The 21,020-nt window shown below is 63.1% G+C and carries 19 protein-coding genes; 5 read left to right on the forward strand and 14 right to left on the reverse strand.

Translation table 11 applies throughout. The annotated features are described in order from the left end of the window. The first annotated feature begins 121 nt into the window (after window positions 1-121). Complete coding sequence (locus tag AC1MEK_RS11980) at window positions 122-457, forward strand: antibiotic biosynthesis monooxygenase (RefSeq protein WP_480396498.1); 336 nt, start codon at window positions 122-124, stop codon at window positions 455-457. 24 nt (window positions 458-481) lie between these two features. On the opposite strand, the gene AC1MEK_RS11985 is transcribed toward AC1MEK_RS11980, so the two are convergent. Together AC1MEK_RS11985 and ssuD are read right to left on the reverse strand one after the other, a co-directional pair. Next, window positions 482-1,585, reverse strand: coding sequence for a sigma-54 interaction domain-containing protein (locus AC1MEK_RS11985; RefSeq protein WP_480396499.1), 1,104 nt, complete (start codon window positions 1,583-1,585; stop codon window positions 482-484). A gap of 8 nt (window positions 1,586-1,593) precedes the next feature. Next, window positions 1,594-2,730: an FMNH2-dependent alkanesulfonate monooxygenase gene (gene ssuD / locus AC1MEK_RS11990; RefSeq protein WP_480396500.1), complete on the reverse strand. Its 1,137-nt coding sequence runs from the start codon at window positions 2,728-2,730 to the stop codon at window positions 1,594-1,596. Window positions 2,731-3,028: 298 nt separating this feature from the next. Here ssuD and AC1MEK_RS11995 point away from each other — a divergent pair, with 298 nt between their 5' ends. Then, the gene (locus tag AC1MEK_RS11995; RefSeq protein ID WP_480396501.1) at window positions 3,029-3,943 is read left to right on the forward strand and encodes a LysR substrate-binding domain-containing protein; all 915 of its coding nucleotides are present in this window, start codon (window positions 3,029-3,031) and stop codon (window positions 3,941-3,943) included. Between the two features lie 130 nt (window positions 3,944-4,073). Here the strand turns inward: AC1MEK_RS11995 and leuD are convergent, their stop codons facing one another. The 5 genes from leuD to AC1MEK_RS12020 all read right to left on the reverse strand — a co-directional run bounded on the left by leuD (window position 4,074) and on the right by AC1MEK_RS12020 (window position 10,392). Next, complete coding sequence (leuD, locus tag AC1MEK_RS12000) at window positions 4,074-4,682, reverse strand: 3-isopropylmalate dehydratase small subunit (RefSeq protein ID WP_480396502.1); 609 nt, start codon at window positions 4,680-4,682, stop codon at window positions 4,074-4,076. Window position 4,683: 1 nt separating this feature from the next. Further along, window positions 4,684-6,105 (reverse strand): 3-isopropylmalate dehydratase large subunit, encoded by a 1,422-nt coding sequence (leuC, locus tag AC1MEK_RS12005; protein ID WP_480396503.1) that lies wholly within the window; start codon window positions 6,103-6,105, stop codon window positions 4,684-4,686. A 275-nt stretch (window positions 6,106-6,380) separates the two neighbouring features. Continuing rightward, on the reverse strand, window positions 6,381-7,985 hold the full coding sequence (locus tag AC1MEK_RS12010) for an inorganic phosphate transporter (RefSeq protein ID WP_480396504.1): 1,605 nt from the start codon (window positions 7,983-7,985) through the stop codon (window positions 6,381-6,383). A 341-nt stretch (window positions 7,986-8,326) separates the two neighbouring features. Then, window positions 8,327-9,343, reverse strand: coding sequence for a transporter (locus tag AC1MEK_RS12015; RefSeq protein WP_480396505.1), 1,017 nt, complete (start codon window positions 9,341-9,343; stop codon window positions 8,327-8,329). A gap of 215 nt (window positions 9,344-9,558) precedes the next feature. Next, the gene (locus AC1MEK_RS12020; RefSeq protein ID WP_480396506.1) at window positions 9,559-10,392 is read right to left on the reverse strand and encodes an aldo/keto reductase; all 834 of its coding nucleotides are present in this window, start codon (window positions 10,390-10,392) and stop codon (window positions 9,559-9,561) included. 327 nt (window positions 10,393-10,719) lie between these two features. Between AC1MEK_RS12020 and AC1MEK_RS12025 the strand changes: the two genes are divergently transcribed. Next, on the forward strand, window positions 10,720-11,292 hold the full coding sequence (locus tag AC1MEK_RS12025) for a hypothetical protein (RefSeq protein WP_480396507.1): 573 nt from the start codon (window positions 10,720-10,722) through the stop codon (window positions 11,290-11,292). Window positions 11,293-11,428: 136 nt separating this feature from the next. Here AC1MEK_RS12025 and AC1MEK_RS12030 read toward each other — a convergent pair whose 3' ends face one another. Genes AC1MEK_RS12030 through AC1MEK_RS12050 form a run of 5 tightly spaced genes read right to left on the reverse strand, consistent with a single transcriptional unit; the run spans window position 11,429 to window position 16,553 of the window. Further along, window positions 11,429-12,904 (reverse strand): efflux transporter outer membrane subunit, encoded by a 1,476-nt coding sequence (locus tag AC1MEK_RS12030; protein ID WP_480396508.1) that lies wholly within the window; start codon window positions 12,902-12,904, stop codon window positions 11,429-11,431. After that, entirely contained in the window at window positions 12,901-13,797 is an 897-nt protein-coding gene (locus AC1MEK_RS12035) for an efflux RND transporter periplasmic adaptor subunit (protein WP_480396509.1), read from the reverse strand. The genes AC1MEK_RS12030 and AC1MEK_RS12035 overlap by 4 nt, the downstream gene beginning before the upstream one ends. A 1-nt stretch (window position 13,798) precedes the next feature. Further along, on the reverse strand, window positions 13,799-14,008 hold the full coding sequence (locus tag AC1MEK_RS12040) for a DUF1656 domain-containing protein (RefSeq protein ID WP_274131970.1): 210 nt from the start codon (window positions 14,006-14,008) through the stop codon (window positions 13,799-13,801). Continuing rightward, the gene (locus AC1MEK_RS12045) at window positions 14,005-16,095 is read right to left on the reverse strand and encodes an FUSC family protein (RefSeq protein ID WP_480396711.1); all 2,091 of its coding nucleotides are present in this window, start codon (window positions 16,093-16,095) and stop codon (window positions 14,005-14,007) included. The genes AC1MEK_RS12040 and AC1MEK_RS12045 overlap by 4 nt, the downstream gene beginning before the upstream one ends. A 5-nt stretch (window positions 16,096-16,100) precedes the next feature. Beyond that, window positions 16,101-16,553 carry a MarR family winged helix-turn-helix transcriptional regulator gene (locus AC1MEK_RS12050; protein ID WP_480396510.1) on the reverse strand — a complete coding sequence of 151 codons (453 nt, stop codon included), beginning with the start codon at window positions 16,551-16,553 and terminating at the stop codon, window positions 16,101-16,103. 559 nt (window positions 16,554-17,112) lie between these two features. Here AC1MEK_RS12050 and AC1MEK_RS12055 point away from each other — a divergent pair. Next, window positions 17,113-17,781, forward strand: a complete 669-nt coding sequence (locus AC1MEK_RS12055) for a polysaccharide lyase family 7 protein (protein WP_480396511.1) — start codon at window positions 17,113-17,115, stop codon at window positions 17,779-17,781. 225 nt (window positions 17,782-18,006) lie between these two features. Here the strand turns inward: AC1MEK_RS12055 and AC1MEK_RS12060 are convergent, their stop codons facing one another. Further along, a complete protein-coding gene (locus tag AC1MEK_RS12060) occupies window positions 18,007-19,416 on the reverse strand; it encodes a heavy metal sensor histidine kinase (RefSeq protein ID WP_480396512.1) in 1,410 nt (469 codons plus the stop codon). Further along, window positions 19,389-20,084, reverse strand: coding sequence for a heavy metal response regulator transcription factor (locus AC1MEK_RS12065; protein ID WP_480396513.1), 696 nt, complete (start codon window positions 20,082-20,084; stop codon window positions 19,389-19,391). The genes AC1MEK_RS12060 and AC1MEK_RS12065 overlap by 28 nt, the downstream gene beginning before the upstream one ends. Window positions 20,085-20,318: 234 nt before the next feature. Between AC1MEK_RS12065 and AC1MEK_RS12070 the strand changes: the two genes are divergently transcribed. Further along, on the forward strand, window positions 20,319-20,924 hold the full coding sequence (locus AC1MEK_RS12070; protein ID WP_480396712.1) for a hypothetical protein: 606 nt from the start codon (window positions 20,319-20,321) through the stop codon (window positions 20,922-20,924). Window positions 20,925-21,020 lie beyond the last annotated feature (96 nt).

Below are 21,020 nucleotides of genomic sequence, written 5' to 3' on the forward strand. Positions count from 1 at the left end.
TTGCAACAAACCTTTACGACCTGTGTGCAGCCCGACAGACGCAGCGCAAGAAACGTAGTTCGCAACAACCGGCTGTGGCGCATTCTGCCCGGCAACATCTTGTCATCAGTGGAGAGCGTTCATGACGTCACAAGACTCAAATCTTCCGTTCAGCCAGTTCGTCGAGTTCACCGTCAATCCACCGCACCATGAGGGGCTGATCAGCGCCTTGAACGAGCACTTCGAGCGCTTCACCCGCACCTATCCCGGCTTTATCCGCGCCAGCGTGCACGTCAGCGAAGACCAGCGTCGGGTCCTGAGCCATGTGCTGTGGCAAACCCGCAGCGACTGTGAAAACGCCTTTGCCAATGCCGAGAAGGGCGAGGGGGATCTGTGGAATCTGATTCGGGCGTACCGGACCACGGCGATGGCCTTCAATGCCTATGAGCAGGTGGGAGAAATCATCGGGCCGCGCTGAATACGCGGCCTGTTTTTTTGCGGTTTACACCGACAGCTGCACCATGCGGTCACCCTGAAGCTGTTCACCGGGGCGACGCTTGTTCACCGCCAGCTCACCGATCTTGATCAGGCGCGCGCGAATCACGTTACGGCTCAGCCCCAGCAGCTGCGCGGTATGCACCTGGTTGTAATGGCTGAAGCGATAGGCTGCCCGCAGCAAGGTGTCCTCGACCTTTTCATGCAGTGCGCCGGCCTGCTCCTCGAACAACTTCTGAAACGCACGGCCGAGCAAGGCTTCGGTGGAGTCGTCCAGCGCGGTCACGGCGTCCTCCTGGCGCTCCAGACGCAGGTTGGACAAGCGCAGATCCGCCGGTTGAATCACGCCATTGCGGCAGATCAGCAGCGTGTGGTGAATGACGTTTTCCAGCTCACGGATATTGCCCGGCCAGCTGTAGGTGCGCAGCTTGTGCTCGGCGTCCTCGCTGACCTGGATCGGCCCGCAGCCCAGACGCTGGCTGTAGACCTCGATGAAGTGCCGGGTCAGCGGCATGATGTCGCCCGGTCGCTCACGCAAGGTGTGCAGCACCAGGTTGACCACGTTCAGGCGATAGAACAGGTCTTCACGAAAATGCCCGGCGTTGATCGCCTGCTCCAGTTGCACGTTGGTGGCCGCCAGCACCCGCACGTTGATCGGCGTGCTCTTGCGCGACCCCAGGCGCACCACCTCGCGCTCCTGCAGGACCCGCAGCAACTTGACCTGAATGGCCATCGGCAGGTCGCCGATTTCGTCGAGGAACAGCGTGCCGCCGTTGGCTTCCTCGAACCAGCCGGCCTTGGCGGTCAGGGCGCCGGTGAAGGCGCCTTTTTCGTGGCCGAACAGCTCGGCTTCCACCAGCGATTCGGAGAACGCGCCGCAGTTCACCGCCACGAACGGCTGGTGCCGGCGGGCGGAGAGGTTGTGGATGTGGCGCGCCACCAGCTCCTTGCCGGTGCCGGTCTCGCCGATGATCAGCACGCTGGCGTCACTGGGCGCGACCTGTTGCACGTGGGCCAGCAGAGCCCGCGACTTGGGATCCTCGAACACCTGCGCGGTGGCACGGATCGAGGTGGCCAGGGCCGGGGAGGGCGGTAGGGTCAGTAGCTGCATGGGATGCCTTATTTCTGCGGCGGCAAATCATTGGCGATCATCTCGCCGAACGGCCCGGTCAGGTTGGTGATGCCGCGTCCGGCCAGGCTGCGATAGGGCTCGGGCAGCAGCGGGAACACCAGCTCGGCGAAACGGTAGGCCTCTTCCAGATGCGGGTAGCCGGAGAAGATAAAGCTCTCGATGCCAAGATCGGCGTATTCCTTGATTCGCGCCGCGACTTCTTCGGGGTTGCCCACCAGCGCCGTGCCGGCACCGCCACGCACCAGGCCGACACCGGCCCACAGGTTGGGGGCGATTTCCAGGTTGTCGCGGCGCCCGTCATGCAAGGCGGCCATGCGCCGCTGGCCTTCGGAGTCGAAGCGGGCGAAGGATTTCTGCGCGGCGGCGATGGTGTCGTCGCTGATGTGTTCGATCAGGGTGTCGGCGGCTTTCCAGGCTTCTTCGCTGGTTTCACGCACGATCACATGCAGGCGAATGCCGAACTTGACGGTGCGGCCATTGCGCGCGGCGCGCTCGCGGATGTCGGCCAGTTTCTCGGCCACGGCGGCCGGCGGCTCGCCCCAGGTCAGGTACACGTCCACCTGCTCGGCGGCCAGTTCGTGGGCAGCTTGCGACGACCCACCGAAATACAGCGGCGGGTAGGGCTTCTGGATCGGCGGGTACAGCGCCTTGGCGTTTTGCACTTTCAGGTGCTTGCCTTCGAAGTCCACCGCTTCGCCCTGCAACACGCGGCGCCAGATTTTCAGGAATTCGTCGGTGACCTCATAACGCTCGCTGTGATCGAGGAAGCTGCCGTCGCCGCGGTTTTCGTCAGGATCGCCCCCGGTCACCACGTTGATCAGCAAGCGCCCGCCCGACAGCCGATCCAGGGTTGCGGCCATGCGCGCCGAAACGGTGGGCGAGATGATCCCCGGACGAATCGCCACCAGATAACGCAGGCGCTCGGTCAGCGGCACCAGCGCCGAGGCGATCACCCAGGAGTCTTCGCAGGAGCGACCGGTGGGGATCAGCACGCCGTGGTAACCCAGATCGTCGGCGGCCTGAGCCACTTGCTTCAGGTAATTGAGCGTGACCGGGCGTGCGCCCTTGGTGGTGCCCAGAAAGTGGCCGTCGCCGTGGGTGGGTAGGAACCAGAAAACATCCATGAGAAATCCTTCGCGCAGAATCAGTGGCTTTTGGAATAAGTGGGGCTATTTATAGAGGTTGTGATTTATTCCGTAAAAGAACCGAATTCCATATTTTTATAACTTAAATGGATATGCGGGTTTTTACCTTTTGAAACGGGTGATGGGGAAGCGGTGATATTGTTGTGCACATTCCTGTTGTGGGAGCCGGCTTGCTGGCGAATGCGGTATGGCGGATACGACGATGTTGAATGACACACCGCATTCGCCAGCAAGCCGGCTCCCACAGGTCGTCTAACGCTTGAATGACAGAACCTGCATGACCTCAAAAAAAGAAGTGGCCCCGCTGCCCGAAGACCTGCGGGTATTCCTCACCGTGATCCGCAAGGCCGGTTTCGCCGCTGCGGCCGAAGAACTCGGCCTGTCGCCGGCCTACGTCAGCAAGCGCATCCAGATCCTCGAATCGACCCTGGCCACGCGGCTGTTGCATCGCACCAGCCGCAAGGTCGCGCTGACCGAGGACGGCGAGCGGGTGCAGCGCTGGGCGGTGCGCATCCTCGAAGACTTCCAGTTATTGCACGACGAATTGTCCGAGGCCCATCAGGCGCCACGGGGCAAATTGCACCTGTGCAGCTCCTTCGGTTTCGGGCGTAACCACGTCGCCCCGGCCATCTCGAAACTGGCAGCGGCCTACCCGGATCTGGAAGTGCGGCTGGATGTCTTCGACCGCGTGGTGGACATCGTCGCCGAAGGCTTCGACCTGGAAATCTGCGTCGGTGACGACATCCCCGGCCAGCACATCGGCCGGCAACTGGCGAGCAACCAGCGGGTGCTGTGCGCCGCGCCGGAGTATCTGGCCCGGCGTGGCACGCCTGCGCAACTGGCCGATCTCGAACAGCACGATTGCCTGGTGATCAAGGAGCGCGACAACGCCTTCGGCATCTGGCACGTCGAGCGTGACGGGGTGCGGGAAACGGTGCGGGTCAGCGGGCCGCTGTCGTCCAACAGCGGCGAGATCGTCCTGCAATGGGCGCTGGACGGGCGCGGGGTGTTGCAGCGTTCGCTGTGGGATGTGCGGCCGTACCTGCAAGCGGGCAGCCTGGTGCAGGTGCTGCCCGAGTACACCGAGAGCGCGAACGTGTGGGCGGTCTACCCGACGCGTTTGGCCAACTCGGGCAAGCTGCGTGCCTGCGTGGAGTTCTTGCAGGCGCATTTTCAGGGGATGGCGTTGTAAGCGGCGTGGCGCAGACCCTGTAGGAGCGAATTCATTCGCGAAAATCGGACAGGCGAAACAGATATGTCGTCTATGCCGGCCAATCGCGAATGAATTCGCTCCTACAGTGTGATCGCGTTTCGTCAGCGAATTAGCTCAGCCACGGATTCTCGGCCAGATGCCGCTGTTGAAACGCCAGAATCTGCTCACGTTTCTGCAAGGTACTGCCAATCGCGTCGAGCCCCAGCAGCAGCGCATCCTTGCGCAGTGCGTCGATCTTGAACGGCATCACTCGCCCGTCGTGCAGGCGGATTTCCTGCGCGGGCAGGTCCACTTCGATCTGCGCGCTGTCAGGCTGGCTGATCAATCGCCCCAGTTCCTGAACCTGCTCTTCTTCCAGGACGATGGTCAGCACGCCGTTGCGCTGGCAGTTGTCGTAGAAAATCCCCGCGAAGCTGCTGCCGATCAGTGCCTGAATGCCCATTTGCTTGAGCCCCCAGACCGCGTGCTCGCGGCTCGAGCCGCAGCCGAAATTCGGCCCGGTGACCAGGAATTTCGCGCCCTGCCAGCCGGGCTGGTTGAGGATGAATGCCGGGTTCGGCTCGCCGGACGGCAAAAAGCGCAGGTCGAAAAACAGCCCGCGATCCAGCCCGGCGCGGTCGATGCCCTTGAGGAACTGCTTGGGCATGATCACGTCGGTGTCGATGTTGGCGGCGAGCATCGGTGCGGCCTTGCCGCTGACAGTGTTGAACGGTTGCATGTCACAGGCTCCCTTGCAGGCGGCGGACGTCGGTCAGGCGGCCGGTGATCGCGGCAGCGGCGACCATCGCCGGGCTCATCAGGTGGGTGCGCGCACCGGCGCCCTGGCGGCCTTCGAAATTGCGGTTGGTGCTGGAGGCGCAGCGATCGCCGGGGGCGAGCACGTCGTCGTTCATGGCAAGACACATCGAACAGCCGGACTGGCGCCACTCGAAACCGGCATCACGGAATATCGTCGCCAGCCCCTCGGCCTCGGCCTGATCGCGCACGGCGGTGGAGCCGGGGACGATCATTGCTCGCACATGGTTGGCCACGTGCTTGCCCCGCACCACCTGCGCGGCGTCACGCAAATCCTCGATCCGGGCGTTGGTGCAAGAGCCAATGAAGGCATGGCTGATGACGATGTCGCTCAGCGGCATCCCGGCGGTGAGCCCCATGTAGCTCAGGGCGCGGCGCATGTCCTGGCGCAGGATCGGGTCTTCGATATTGTCCGGGTCCGGCACATGGGCGTTGATCGCGGCGGCCTGATCGGGGCTGGTGCCCCAGGTGACCATGGGTTGCAGGTCGCTGGCGTCGAGATGGATTTCCCGGTCGAACAGCGCGCCGTCGTCGCTGCGCAGCTGCTGCCAGCGTGCCAGCGCCTGATCCCACAGCTCGCCCTTCGGTGCGCGGGGTTTGTCCTTGAGGTAGGCGAACACCTTGTCGTCCGGCGCCATGAACGCGCCTCGCGCACCGGCCTCCACGGCCATGTTGCAGATGGTCATGCGCGCTTCGACGCTCAGTTGCGCGATGGTCTGGCCGGTGAACTCGATGGCGTAACCGGTAGCGCCCGATGCGCCGATTTTGCCGATCAGGGCCATGATCACGTCCTTGGAGGTCAGGCCCTTGGCAAGCCCGCCGTCGACGGTCACGCGCAGGGTTTTCAGGCGCTTGTAGACCAGCGTCTGCGAGGCCAGCAGGTGCTCGATTTCCGAGGTGCCGATGCCGAAACCGAACGCGCCCAGCGCGCCGTAGGTGGTGGTGTGGCTGTCACCGGCGGCGATCACCATGCCGGGCAGAATGAACCCTTGTTCGGGGGCGATCACGTGCTCGATGCCCTGACGCTGGTCGAGCACATCGAACAGCTCGATGCCGAATTTTTCGCAGTTGTCGGCCAGATACGAGACCTGCAGCGCACCGCCCGGATCGGCCATCGCCGCTACGCGTTGCGGTGCGGTGGGGTTGACGTGATCGACCACCGCCAGCGCGGTTTCCGGCCGCCACACCTCACGCCCGGCCTCGCGCAGGCCGCTGAACGCCTGGGGACTGGTGTATTCGTTGATGACCTGGCGATCGATGTACAGCAGCACATGGCCCTGATCGTCAAGGGTGCACACGGTGTGCGAGTCGATGTGCTTGTCGTAGAGGGTTCTGGGTCTGGTCATGGCAGGCTCACGGTTGTGCTCGTTGTGGCCTCATCTTTAGGCAGGCGGCGCAGGCCATCAACGGCGCAACGGTGAAGGCTTGGCACATGGATCGTGTTTGATCGGGTGATATGGTTTTGCACGAACGTAGCAGCACGGCTTGCCGGCGGGAGCGATCTTGAGGGCGTCCCCGCCGGCAAGCCGTGCTGCTACGGGGGGAGCGGTGCGGCTGAAATCCGGGCAAAAAAACAGGCGCCGGAGCGCCTGTGAAGGAGAGTCAGGAGACTCCAAAAGCATCAGAAAATCTGGGTGAACAGCCAGTACAGCCCGCCCGACAGCAGGATCGCCGCAGGCAGGGTCAGCACCCAGGCCATGGCCAGGTTGCGCAGGGTGCGCATTTGCAGGCCCGAGCCGTTGGCGGTCATGCTGCCGGCCACGCCCGAGGACAACACGTGGGTCGTCGACACCGGCAGGCCGTACATGTCGGCCGCGCCGATGGTCAGCATGGCCACCACTTCGGCCGAGGCGCCCTGGGCGTAGGTCATGTGGGTCTTGCCGATCTTTTCACCGACCGTGACCACGATGCGCTTCCAGCCCACCATGGTGCCCAGGCCCAGCGCGATGGCCACGGAAATCTTCACCCACAGCGGGATGAAGCGGGTGGCGTCGTCGATCTGCTGCTTGAACTTCATCACCTTGCCCTGGGTGTCGGCGTCGAAGTTGCCGACCTTGTTCTTGTCCATCAGGCGAATGGCTTCGGACGTCAGGTACATGTCGTTACGCACGTTGGCGGTGGCCTCGGCCGGCACCTTGGCCAGCGAGCCGTAGCCGGCCACGTCGATGCCGATCTTGCTGGCCATCACGGCCACGGCCGGTACCAGCTCGGGCGTCGGCTGTTTGTCGCGGATGTATTCGGAGAGCGTCTTGCGCGGGTCCGCCGGCGCAGGCAGCGGCGCGGATTTCATCAGGGCCTGGGAGGTGACTTCAGCCACCGCGGCGAATTGCACCGACTGATCGGCCGGCATGGTGCGGTTCAGCGCGTAGGCCATCGGCAGGGTGCCAACCAGGATCAGCATGATCAGGCCCATGCCTTTCTGGCCGTCGTTGGAGCCGTGGGCGAAGGACACGCCGGTGCAGGTCAGGATCAGCAGGCCGCGAATCCACAGCGGTGGCGGGGTGTTGCCTTCCGGCGCCTTGTACAGCGCACGGTTTTTCACGAAGGCGCGCAGGGCCAGCAGCAACAGCGCGGCGCAGGTGAAACCCACCAGCGGCGAGAGCAGCAGCGAGTAGCCGATCTTGGTCGCCTGGGACCAGTCCACACCGCTGGTGCCATCACGGCCGTGCATCAGCGCGTTGGCCACGCCCACGCCGATGATCGAACCGATCAGGGTGTGCGAGGACGACGCCGGCAAACCCAGCCACCAGGTGCCCAGGTTCCACAGGATGGCCGCGATCAACAGGGCGAAGATCATCGCGTAACCGGCCGAGGAACCGACCTGCAGGATCAGCTCGACCGGCAGCAGGGCGATGATGCCGAAGGCCACTGCACCGCTGGAAAACAGCACGCCGAGGAAGTTGAACGCACCCGACCAGACCACCGCGAAGTTCGGCGGCAGCGAGTGGGTGTAGATGACCGTGGCCACCGCGTTGGCGGTGTCGTGGAAGCCGTTGACGAACTCGAAACCCAGGGCGATCAGCAGCGCGACGCCCAGCAGCAGAAACGGCACCCAGGTGGTGACCACCGTGCCCAGATCATCCATGTCCGATTTCAGGCTGTAGGCCGTGTAGAGCAGGCCCAGGCCGAGAATGGCGAAGAAGATCACCATCGTCAGAACACCAGGCTTGCGCCCGAATTGAGAACTCAGGCCCGAGGAGCCTTGAGTCAGTGAAGGGGTCGCCATGATTCACATACCTGTTGAGATGGGATGACCCACACATTTTCATTACAGAATGTGACAGAGATACGACGCAGATCAGCAAGGCCGCGTATTTATTGGCTGTAAGCGATTAATGGCATTGGCAAAATCGGTTTCTGCACAATTGCTTTGAAGAATGCAGACTGCTTTTGATTCTGCCGAAGGCGTGGGAGTCCAGCTTGCTGACGATCTGGCGCGAAGCGACAGCAAAATCAGGCGACCTGATGGGATCAGTTAAACGGAGTTGTCAGGGTTTACTGCCGCTGCGCGCCAGATCGCCAGCAAGCTGGGCTCCCACGCCCTCCGGGCAGAATCAAAAGCAGGGCTCAGTAATCCCGACTCTTGCGAAACGCCCAGCGCCCCGCCAGAAAGGTAAAGGTCGCCACCAGCACCACCAGAATCCAGAACCCATGGGGATCGGTGGAAAGCGGAATGCCGCCCACGTTCATGCCGAAGAAACCGGCCACGATGTTGATCGGCAACGCCAGTACCGTGACCACGGTGAGGGTGAACAGCGTGCGGCTGCTCTGTTCGTTGAGGTTGGCGGCGATTTCTTCCTGCAGCAGTTTGATCCGCTCGCCGAGGGCCGTGAGGTCGCTGATCACCAGTGCCGATTCTTCGGTGGACTGGCGCAGCTCCTGCAAGTCTTCCTCCAGCAGCCATTGCGGCGGGCGGTGCAGCAGGCGCATCAGCGAGCCAGGCTCCAGTGCCAGCAGGCGTTGCAGGCGCACCAGCACCCGGCGCATGGTGCCCAGTTCGGTGCGGTTGCTGCTCAGGCGCTGGGACAGCAGTTCGTCTTCGATCTTGTCGACGCTGATGCTGGTCTTGCGCATGAACTGCGCCAGCACTTCGCTCTGGTCACGCAGCAGGTGGGCCAGCAGCTCCAGCGGCGAGCGGAAGGTTTCGCCGTGCTTGACCGACGAGCGCAGCTTGTCCACCGAGCGCAACGGCTGATGGCGCGCCGAAATCATCAGGTTGCTGCGCACGCAGACCCACATCGTGGCGATGTCGGTGGACACACGGTTGAAGTCGAACACCACGTCGTTGACCACCGCCAGCAGGGCAGAGTCGACGTGCTCGATGCGGGTCGAACGCGAGCCCTCGTGCAGGGCTTCGAGAAACTCGTCCGGCAGTTCCAGGTTGGTCTTGAGCCAGCGCTCGCAGCTGGCGTGGGCCAGGTTCAGGTGCAGCCAGACGAACTCGCCAGGCTCGGCGGGGTTGTGCAGAAATTCAAGGGCCGTGGCGGCGTCGATCTCACGGCCCGGTTCATCGGCGCGGAAGCGGAATCCATACAGCAAACCGAAAAGGTCAGAATCCTGATGCCGGGCAATGCTTTGGTTCATGGGCGCTCGCAGGCCAGAGGTGCCGCGTGGGCACGGGGCTGAAAGCGGCATCATCGCAAGCGGTTTTGACAGTTTTGTGACGGTTTGTAGCAGCAGATTACGATTTCATGGTGTGGGAGAGAGCTTGCTCGCGAATGCGGTGTGTCAGCTACGAATATTTCGTCTGACACACCGCATTCGCGAGCAAGCTCACTCCTATAGGGACGGAGAAACGTTCAGACCATCGCCAGATGCCGCTTGCGAATTGGCGCAGGCCACGACAGGTCGATCAGCCGTTCATCCTCGGCACTCAGCTCGATCTCGGCCGCTGCGGCATTGAGCTGGATATGCAGCGGGTCCACGGCCTTGGGAATGGCGATCACCCCTGGCTGGCGGATGACCCAGGCCAATGCGATCTGTGCCGGCGTGGCGTTGCGCTGTTCGGCGATGTGCAGCAGGGCAGGGTTCATCAGCAAGTCACCGGCCTGGCCGATAGGGCAGTAGGCCATGAGCGGCATCTGGGCGGTGTTCATCCACGGCAGCAGGTCGTACTCGATGCCTCGTTTGGCCGGGTTGTAGAGCACCTGATTGGTGGCGCAGACGCTGGGGGATGCCACCGATTCGAGCTCCAGCAGATCCGCGACGTCGAAATTCGACACGCCCCAGCGCCCGATCTTGCCGGCCGCCCGCAGGCCTTCGAAGGCTTGAACGGTTTCCTTCAGCGGGTAGGAGCCGGGCCAGTGCAGCAGATACAGGTCGATATGATCGGTCTTCAGGCGCTGCAGGCTGCGCTCGCAGGCGGCGGGGATGCCATTGCGGCTGGCGTTGTGCGGATAGACCTTGCTCACCAGCGTGACCTGATCGCGACGGCCGGCGATGGCCTGGCCGACCACTTCCTCGGCGCCGCCTTCGCCGTACATCTCGGCGGTGTCGATCAGACTCAGGCCCCGCTCGATGCCCTGTTGCAGCGCCGCCACTTCGGCTTGGCGCTGCGAACGGTCTTCACCCATGTGCCAGGTGCCCTGGCCGATGACGGGAACGGTGTTGTCTGCCAGTTGCAGTGTGCGCATGGGGAGCCTCCTGCCGAGGGATGGGGGTAAAGGTCTGGCAGTGTAGATGGCGGCAGGTTCCCTGTGCATTCGTCGGATGCGCGCCTCGGGGGCTCGAATCGGATCTATACCGAGAAATGGGAGCTCATGCGCAACCCACGTGTTCACGCCGAAGGATTACGGCCATTCCATTCGTTTTGCAGTCGATTGATACCTGCCTGTCCGGTGCGCGCTTTGCGAAGGGTTATGCATGCGAAGTGCATCGACTCTCGCACAAGGATGGTCGCCGAAGGTCAGGTCCAATGATGTGGAAGCGACCATGGACGTGAATTTTTCAGGGATGTGAACATGAAAAAGCAGCTACCGATCGTTTTGGCCGTGATTTCGCTGTCCGGCTTTGCCGCCTCCGCCATCGCGTTGGCACCCTCCACGGAAAATGCGGGTTCTTCGCAGGACCCCGCGCCACAGACCTCGCTTGTGTCGAACCAGCTTGATGTGCCGGAGGTTGTGCCTCCAGAGATGATTCTGGCCAATGCAGGTGTGGAATCTGCTGACTTTATCGTCCAAGCCAGCGATTTCACGAATCAGGCGGCAAGCGGCCAGCCTGCTCCCGTCATGCGTTTGCAGACAATCCAGTGGCGGGCCACGCGATATTCCGGCTACAAAGATGAGCGGATACAGTTGTGTTATTACCCGCCCGGAACCGAGATGAGTGAGTTCCCCGACATCGATGACGATGCCTGTGTGGGAGTGCTGGGACAGAAGGGAGAGTCCACTCAATTTGCCGATAAGGCGTTCGGTGCCGGTGCCAAAGCCAGGATCGTACACATCACGAGGGATGGGCAGGTGACACGCAATGCCCCGAACAAGCGGCCCGATGGTGCCGATGACCTGACATTTGTCTATCAGACCGGCCAGTAACCGACCTCTGTAGCGGCACGGCTTGCCGGAGGTAGCGGTATGCCAGCCAGAGATGTTTTGACTGACACACCGCCTCGCCGGCAAGCCGTGCTGCTACGGCCTTCGGCCAGAAGCCGTGCAGCGGAGGAGGTTGGCGTTACGGTTTGGTTTTGGTCTGCGCCGCGCTACTTGTTACGGGGCGGCTACCTTCCCAACCGCCGCCCAAGGCCAGGAACAGGTCGATCTGCCCCATCGCCACCTGGGTGTTGGCCGCGGCCAGTTGCGCGGTCACGTCGGTGTAGGTGCGGGTCGCCTGCAGGTCGGCGAGGAAGGATTCGCGACCGGCCATGAAGAAGCGATGGGTCTGGTCGGCGGCTTGCTTGGCCGATTGCTCGGCATCAGCCAACGCGTCGCGACGCTCCAGCAGGGCGGTGTATTGCGACAGGCTGGTCTGGGCCTCACGAACGGCGTTCAAAACCACGCCATCGAAATGCGCCAGTGCCGCCTGATTCGACGCTTCGGCCATGTGAATGCGCGCGCGGGCGCCGTTGGACGGGATGGTCCAGTTGATCACGCCGCCAAAGCCCCAGCGGTTGGTGGACGGCTCGCCCAATTCCTTGAGGATACCGACCGTGCCCACGGTGGCGCCGATGCTGATGTCCGGGTACAGCTCGCCGGTGGCCACGCCGATGGCGGCGCTGGACACCGCCAGGCGGCGTTCAGCCTGACGCACATCGGGGCGGCGTTTGAGCAGCGCGGTGCCATCTCCGACCGGCATCACCTGAGCGATGCGCGGCAGCTCGGCGCATTCGGCCACGCCTTTGGGCAATTGATTGAGCGGACGGGCCAGCAGCATCGACAGCTTGTACAAGCCGGCCTGACGCGCCGCCTCGTAACGTGGCAATTCGGCGCGCAGCGACTTGAACTGGGTCTGCGAGCGGGTGACCTGGGTTTCGTCACCACGCCCGGCGTCGCGCAGGCGCTGAACCAGGTCGACACCTTGTTTTTGCAGGGCCAGCGAATGCTCGGCGATCTCGCGTTCTTCGTTGGCGGCGCAGATTTGCGTGTAGGAACGCACGACATCCGCCACCAGGGTGATGCGCGCGGTATCGGCGGCCGCCTGGGCAGCATCGGTGTTGGCTTCGGCCGCTTCGATACCGCGTTGCAGCACGCCGAACAGGTCGAACTGATAGGAGGTGGTCAGGCTGGCGTCGCCGATGTTGGCCACCGGCACCTTTTCCGGCAACAGGAATGCCTGCCCGGCTTCCTGCAGGCGCTGCACACCGGCCTTGGCGGTGTTGGTGAAGCCGCCTGCCGCTTCGGCCTCGTTGGTCTGATAGCGAGCGCGCTGCAGGTTGGCGGCGGCCACTTTCAGGTCGGTGCTCGACACCAGCGCCTGGGCCACCAGCTCATCGAGTTTCGGGTCGTTGTACAGCCGCCACCAGTCGGCAGGGACCGGCGCCGAGACCACGTTGGACGACGTCCCGGCGATCTCGCCCTGCAGGTCGGGGCGGTTGACGGCAGCGTCCTTGGGCAGCTTGTAATCCGGCCCGACCACGGTGCACGCAGAAAGCAGCATGGCCGTCCCCGCAGCAAGCAGACCAACGCTCAGTAGACGCGCAGGGCGTTTCATTGCGCGGCTCCTTTATCGCGGGCGGTGACGTTATCGATGATCGACACCGTCGCGGTGCGCCCGGCGATCATGCGGAAGTCGTCCGGCACTTCGTCGAAGGCGATGCGCACCGGAATCCGCTGGGCCAGACGCACCCAGCTGAACGCCGGGTTGACGTTGGGCAGCAGGTTGTTGCCGCTGGTGCGGTCGCGGTCTTCGATACCGGCGACGATGCTCACCACATGGCCGGTCAGGCGTGCGTTGTCGCCGATCACGCGGATGTCCACCTTCGAGCCAATGTGAATGCCGTCCAGCTTGGTTTCTTCGAAATAGCCATCGATGTGGAACGACGCACGGTCCACCACCGACAACACCGGGCGCCCGGCGCTGACGAACTCGCGATCACGCGGGGCGCGGTCGTTCAGATAACCATCGACCGGGCTTCTGATCACCGAGCGGTTCAGGTTCAGTTGCGCGGCATCCACCGCCACCTGCGCTTCATTCAACGCCGACAGCGCGCGGGCTTCCTTGGACTGGCTTTCTTCCAGTTGCTCGCGGGCCACCAGGTTGCCCAGGCCACGGTTGCGCTTGTTCTCGCGCTGGGCCTGCTCCCAGGTTTCCTTGCGCTCGGCCACGGTCGCCTGGGCCTGGCGCAGCGCCAGACGGAAACGGTCCTGGTCGATGGTGAACAGCACCTGGCCCTTGCTGATGGCCTGGTTGTCGGTGACCGCCACCTTTTCGATCAGCCCGGAAACGTCCGGGGCGATCTGGATCACGTCGGCACGGATGTGGCCGTCGCGGGTCCAGGGCGCGTACATGTAATACATCACCATGCGCCAGACGACGACGGCGGCGAGGATGACGACCAGCAGTGTCAGGACCACTCGGCCCAAAGTCAGTAGAGGTTTTTTCATTTCAGCTCATCAGGTAGCGACTGAGGGTATCCACAACGCCGAGCAGCAGGGCGTACAGACCGACGTTGAACAAAGCCCGGTGCCAGACCAGGCGGTAGAAGTGGACACGCGACAGCACGGCGTGGACCACCAGGAAAATCACATAAGCGATGCCCATCAGCACCAGAAAGGTCGGCAGGAAAATCCCGCTGATGTCCAGATCACCAATCACAATGGCGCTCCATCGATGCCGTACGGCGGTTGTTCTTCCTGCTCGGCGAGCACGTCGACGATCTCCACGCCCGGCAGCAGGGCCAGGCGCAGGCCGCTCAGGGCATGCAGCAGGTGCAGGCGCGATTCGTCCTCGCCCATCCAGTCGAAGGTCAGCGAGCGACGGGCGCGGTCCATGGTCATCAACAGGCCTTTGGGGGCGGGCAGACGCTCACCGGCCTTGAGGCAGGCGCGGAAATACGTACCGACTTCCGTGATCACCTGGCGCAACAGTTGATGCGGCACGGCCTGCACCCGCGGCATATAGGCCAGCAGATCGAGCATGTTCAGCGCCACGCGCACTTCGCGCACGGCGATACTGGTGTCCTGGGCGGTGATGGTCAGGCGCGGCAGATGCTGCATCAGGCGGTCGAGCATGCGCACGCCCATGCGCCGGTGTTCGGCCAAGGTGGCGTCGTCACACAGGCTGACGATGTCGCGCCAGGCCGAACGGGTCAGACGTTTGGACGCCACTTCGGTGCCGAACGGCCGCACCACCAGGGTCCAGACAAACGCAAAGGCCAGCCCGGCAGGCCCCGCCAGGTTCGAGTTGAGGAAGTTCAGGAAGTCCGCGTCGTAGGCGCTCTGGATACTGATGAAGGACGAGGTGTTGACGATGGTCAGCAGCGTGCCCAGATAGAACTTCGGTTGCACGGTCAGCGTGCCGACCACGATGAACGGCACGGCGAAGGCCAGCACCAGCATCGGGAAGTCGTGCAGGTTGGGCAGCACCACGAACAGATAGAGGCTGGCGAAGATCACCGACATCATGGTCCAGAAGAAGAACCGGTAGATCTGCGGCGCCGGGTCGTCCATCGCGGCGAAGAAGCTGCACGACACCGCCGCCAGCGCCACGGCACTGGCGCCGTCCTGCCAGCCCAGCAGAATCCACAGCACCGAGGCGACGATAATCGCGCCCACCGAGGTGGCCACCGAGTACAGCATCATGCCCTTGTCCAGGTACGGCGACAGTCGGCCCAGACGCCAGTGGCGATACACCGCTCGCCACGGCGAGTGGTCGTCGGTTTCGATGGCCAGTTGCAGCGTGCGGCAGTCCTGCCACAGGTCGATGAATTCGCGCAGGCGATAGAGCACCGTGGACAGCAGCAACTGGCGACGGTCGTCCACTTGCGCGTCGGTGGGTTGCAGGCGATCAAGTTCGGCGTGCAGCGCCTGCCAGTATTTCTCCGGGGCGCTGTTTGCGGTTTTTTCCAGCCAGTCGCGGCACTCGATGATCAGCGGCGCGACGTCGGCCACCAGTTCCGGGGTGCGCCGTTCCAGTGCCCAGAGTGCGTCGTCCAGCGCGTCGATCACCGGCAACAGGTGAATCATCCGCCCGCGCAGTTCACGGATGTTGCGCATGGTCTGCGGGTGGGCGCCTTCGTGGGGCAACTGGCCGATCATCAGCTCCAGGGTGTTGAAGGTGCCGACCATCGATGTACGCAGCCCACCGACAGCCTCGGGCGTGGCGCTGCGCGAGAGGAACAGGTCGCTGTAGGTCGAGGCGTCCTTGAACCATTTGCTCATGGAGTCGACCAGTACCGGCGCCAGCCGGCGCGGCCAGAACATCGCGCCGATCACCGCGGCGCAGACGATGCCCAGGAAGATCTCTTCGGTACGCGAAACGGCGATGTCGAACACCGCCTGCGGGTTGTCCACCACCGGGAAGGAAATCAGCGGCATGGTGTAGCCGGCGAGCATCAGCGCGTAGCTGTTGGCGGTGCGCAGGTGCAGCGACAGAAAGAGCAGGGTGCCGGTCCACAGGGCAATGACCACTGCCAGCAGAAACGGCGTCTGCACGAACATCGGCACCACCAGCACCGAGGCTGCGGCGCCGAGCAAGGTGCCTGCCGCGCGATACAGCGCTTTGGAGCTGGTGGGCGCCACGAACGGGCTGGAAACGATGTACACCGTGGCCATCGCCCAGTACGGGCGCGGCAGTTCGAAGATCAGCGCCAGGTACAGCGCGACCATCGAGGCGGCGAAGGTACGCACGCCGTAGAACCAGTCGCGCGAGGGCGGTACGCCTTGAAAAAAGCCTTTGAACAGTGCGCTCAAGATGACGACTCCGGCGTGATCGACGTGGCCCGGGCGATGGCCTTGAACACCCGTTGGGTGGCTTCCAGGTCGGCCGGGTCGATGTCGGCGAAGACTTCGCGGCGCAGGCGGATCAGCTCGGCTTCGATGGAGTTGGCCAGCGCACGGCCTTCGTCGGTCAGGCTCAGGGCCTTGGCGCGGCGGTCGGTGGGGTCTTCGGTGCGCTGCACCAGATTGGCCTTGCCCAACTGATCGAGCAGGCGCACCAGCGACGGGCTTTCCAGGCCGCAGGCCTGGGCCACGGTGACCTGACGCACGCCTTCACCCAGACGCGCGATCATCAGCAGGGGCCCCGCGCAGGCCTCGGACACGCCGCTGTTCATCAGCGTGGTCTGACACACCCGGCGCCATTGGCGGGAGGCTGCGACCACGCCGCCGGTGATGTGCATTTGCAGGGAGTCTAGAGTCATGGAAGGTGCCACTGGTTGATCGATTGAAAAAAGCTTTTGGTTAGGCTGTGAATGATTAGTCGCTGTATTATTAGCTTGCTAACTATTAATATCCAGTAACAAAGTTCTGCCGTCAAATGAAAATTGGATGAACGAGACAGGTGGAGTCCCTGTAGGAGCGAATTTATTCGCGAATGGCCAGCACAGACGATGCATCTCTGTCGCCTGAGCGATTTTCGCGAATGAATTCGCTCCTACAGAGAATCCAGGCGTACCGGCTGTCGGAGTTTTCTGCGGATTTTGGAGAAATTCCGAAGAAATCCATCAAAAAAATGACGCCAATCAAATGCCGAATTCGCGCCACTTTGATCAAAAAATGCACAACTTTCCGTTTGCATTACATGATGTCCAGATAATGGCCAATAGGGTTTTTCGAGTGATTCCGGCGGTTTCTTGACTGGGGAGGGGGGCTAAAGATCAACCGTTTCAGCCGATAGCAAAGGCGACAGGAAACAGCGCGCAAAGCACTGTTCCAGACACCTCCCTTTGCTGGTGCGCACGTCGCACCCACGAGCGCAATATGATCGATCTCGCCACCTGGAATCTTTCGGTACCCGTCGGCACGCCGGCCATCACGGTCGACACCGCCAAACTGGTCAGCGGTTATCAGGACGGGTATTTCCGTTCTGGCGACACGCTGTTCTTCTGGGCACCGGTGACCGGTTCCAAGACCGACAACGCCATCTACCCGCGCACCGAACTGCGCGAGACCTACGCCAATGGCGCAGTGCACAACTGGACCTACAACCAGGCCGACAACTTCCTGCGCGCGGCCCTGACGGTCGACCAGGTGCCTTCTTCGGGCAAGATCGTCATCGGCCAGATTCACTGCTACGGCAGCACCGAGCCCTTGATCAAGCTTGAGTACCAGTACAAGGAGAAGACCGCGACCGGCAACATCGTCGCCAAGTTTCGCCTGACGCCGACCTCAGAGCCTGAGGTGATCCAGATCGCCACTGGGGTGAAGCTCAAGGAGCGCTTTACCTACACCATCCACCTCACGCCCACCGGCAACCTGACGGTCAACGCCTACGACATGCAGTGGGGCAGCAAGCTGGACCCGAGCTGGAACGGCAAGCAGCTGTATTTCAAGGCGGGGGTCTACACCCAGGACAACACCGGGTACGCGACGGAAGGCGGCGCGGCGACGTTCTACAAGTTGCAGATCGCCCACGACAAGAAAGCGTGAAAGCAGCGGCAAGCTGCAAGCTGCAAGCGACAAGATGAGCCGCGACACCTGCCCCGTAGCACTCCGGCTTGCCGGAGGAGGCGTCCACCAGATCGCTGCCGCCGGCAAGCCGTGCTGCTACGAGGGCGCGGTTGTTTGCTGATTCCCGGCACACCGGAAATCTCGTAGCAGCCGGGCTTGCCCGCGGGTGGCCCTCAAGATCGCTGCTGCCGGCAAGCCGTGCTGCTACGAGGGGGTTTCGGAGGTTTTGAAAACCAGGGCAAAACAGATTCGGCCAGGGACAGGCTGGCTGACGGTCGCCTCACCCCCATGCAGCTGCATGATCGCCGTGACGATCGCCAACCCCAGCCCGTTGGAGTCCGAGCGTTGATGGCGCGAGGCGTCGGCGCGGTAGAAGCGGTCGAACAGTTTGCTCAAGGCCGACTCGCTGAGCACCGGCCCCTGATTCTCCACTTCGATGCGGCACTGATCGCGCCCATCGACCACCCGGATATCGATCTGGCTGCCTTCATCGGCGTAGCGAATCGCATTGGCCACTAGATTGCTCAAGGCCCGGCGCAGCAGCAGCGGATCGGCCTCAAGCTGGCCGTCACCGGCGATGTTCAGGGTCATTTGCCGCTCTTCGGCCAGCCCCTCAAAATACCCGGTTACCCGCTGTAGCTCGTCATGCAGATCCAGCGGCTGGCGATTCACTGCCGCCTGGGCGTCGTCGGCGCGGGCGAGGAACAGAATGCTTTCGACCATCCTCGAGATGCGTTCCAGCTCTTCCAGGTTGGACGCCAGCAGCGCCTGGTATTCATCGGCGCTGCGCGGCTGGCGCAACGCGACCTGGCAGTGCCCCATCAGCGAACCCACCGGCGTGCGAATCTCATGGGCCAGGTCTGCCGAAAACTGGGTCAGGCGCTGATAACCGTCGGCCAGCCGGTCGAGCATGGCGTTGTAGGCCTCGCTCAATTGCTGCAGTTCCACCGGCGTGTCGTGGCTGTCCATGCGGCTGTCCAGCCGCGCCGGGGTGATGGCGGTGGCGTGGGCGGCCATGCGCCGCAGCGGGCGCAGGCCCCGGCGCAGCAGCAGGTAGCCGAGCAGGGCAGTCAAGGCAAAGGCCAGCGCCACGGCAAACAGGATACGGTTGCGAAAGTTGGCCAGCGTGGCCATTTCCTTGACCGCCAGATGCGCGGCAGTCAGCTGCACCAACTTGCCGCCGGAGATCGCCTGGGCCGTGGCGGCGCGCATGGGGATGGCGTCCGGGCCGACGCTGGCGCTGCGCATGTCGTCGGTGCTCAAGGGCTGATCGACGCCGATCACCGGCATTTCGGGCAGCGGCGCCTTGAGCGGGTTGACCAGGATCACCGCAGGCTTGCCGGGCTCCTGGATGATGAAAATGTCGTCCTCGCTGTCGAGCATGTTTTCGAACAACTGCGGGCTGCCACGCAGGGTCTCCAGCGTCAGGTCGTACTGCAAGAGTTTGCGAAAATGATCCAGCCGCGCCAGCACCGCGTGGTCGCTGCGGGTCATGACCGAGGCTTTCATGGTCTCGTACAGGTACATCCCGGCGCTGGCCACGGCGAGCATCGCCACCACCGCAAAGGCCAGGGTCGAGCGCAGGGTCAGGGATGGCTGGCGTCGGGCTCGCATGGCCGCACCTCGCAGACATAACCGATGCCGCGCACGGTGTGGATCAGTTTGACCGGAAAGGGCAGGTCGACCTTGCTGCGCAGGCGCTTGATCGCCACGTCCACCACGTTGGTGTCGCTGTCGAAATTCATGTCCCAGACTTCCGAGGCGATCTGCGCCCGTGACAGCACATCGCCTTCGCGGCGTAGCAGCAGATGCAGCAGGGCGAATTCCTTGTTGGTCAGGGTGATGACTTGTTGCTGGCGAGTGACGCGGCGGCGCAGCAGGTCCAGCTCCAGGTCGGCCAGATGAAAGTGATCGGCCTCGCGCACCACGCCTCGGCGCAGGATGGTGCGGATGCGCAGCAGCAGTTCGGTGAAGGAAAACGGCTTGATCAAATAGTCGTCGGCACCCAGTTCCAGCCCGCGAATGCGGTCGTGCAGCTGATCGCGGGCAGTGAGAAACAGCACCGGCACGTCCTGCTTGCGCCGCACAATCTCGATGATCTGCCAGCCGTCGATACCCGGCAGCATGACATCCAGCACCAGCAGGTCGTAGCGCTGCTCCAGCGCCAGGTGCAGGCCGTCGGTGCCGTGCTGCGCCCAGTCGACCTTGTAGCCGGACTCGCTCAGGCCTTTCTTCAGGTACTCGCCGGTCTTGGTGTCGTCTTCGATCAGCAGGATGTGCATGGCAGGGAATTGCTCGTGAAATAGGGCGCGAGGCCGCGTCGAACCTGGAGTTTAACCAAGTGACGGTGCGCGGTCGGTTACATTTTTGTCATTGAACCAGGCGAAGGCGAGGCGCACAGCGAATGACAAAAATGTCATCCCCCGGTCATGGTCCAGTGCCGGTTGGCGGTCAACCATGGTGCTCAGCAACGCTCCTTCGTTCTCAAACCTGTCTCAAGGAATGCTTCGATGAAGATCAAACATGCACTGTCCACCACGTTCGGCCTGCTGATGCTCAGCGCCGCGGTCATGGCTCAGGCCGCCGACATGCCGGTGGTCAAGCCGCTGCGCGGCACGGTCGACAGCGTCGAAAACAACACCCTGAACTTCACCACCCGCGCAGGCGCCCACCAGAGCATCGGCCTGACCGACAAGACCGGCGTGCGCCTGGTGTCCAAGGCGGACATCGCCTCGATCAAGTCCGACAGCTTCATCGGCTCGGCCGCCACGCCCCAGGCTGACGGCACGCTCAAGGCGCTGGAAGTCACCGTGTTCGAAGCCAGCCTCAAAGGCAGCGGCGAGGGCCACTACGGCTGGCAGAACGCCGACGGCAGCACCGGTACCATGACCAACGGCACCGTGGGCAAACTGACCAACGCCAATGGCCGTACCCTGAGCGTGAGCTACAAGGGCGGTGAGAAACAGCTGGTGGTGCCGGAAGACGTGCCGATTGCCTATGTCGAAGCGGGCAAGGTCGATGAGTTGGTCAAAGGCGCCAAGGTCGTGGTGTTCCCGGCCGAAGACGGCAAGACCGCCCGGGGTGTTGCGGTGGGCAAGGACGGGTTCCAGCCGCCGATGTAAGGTGTTGCGGTGTACCTGTCGCACCGCGTCGCTGCATTCGCCAGCAAGCTGACTCCCACAGGTGCGAGGTTGTTCCGGATTTTGTGAACGCCCCCG

The sequence above is a fragment of the Pseudomonas sp. 2 genome (genome assembly GCF_056627435.1).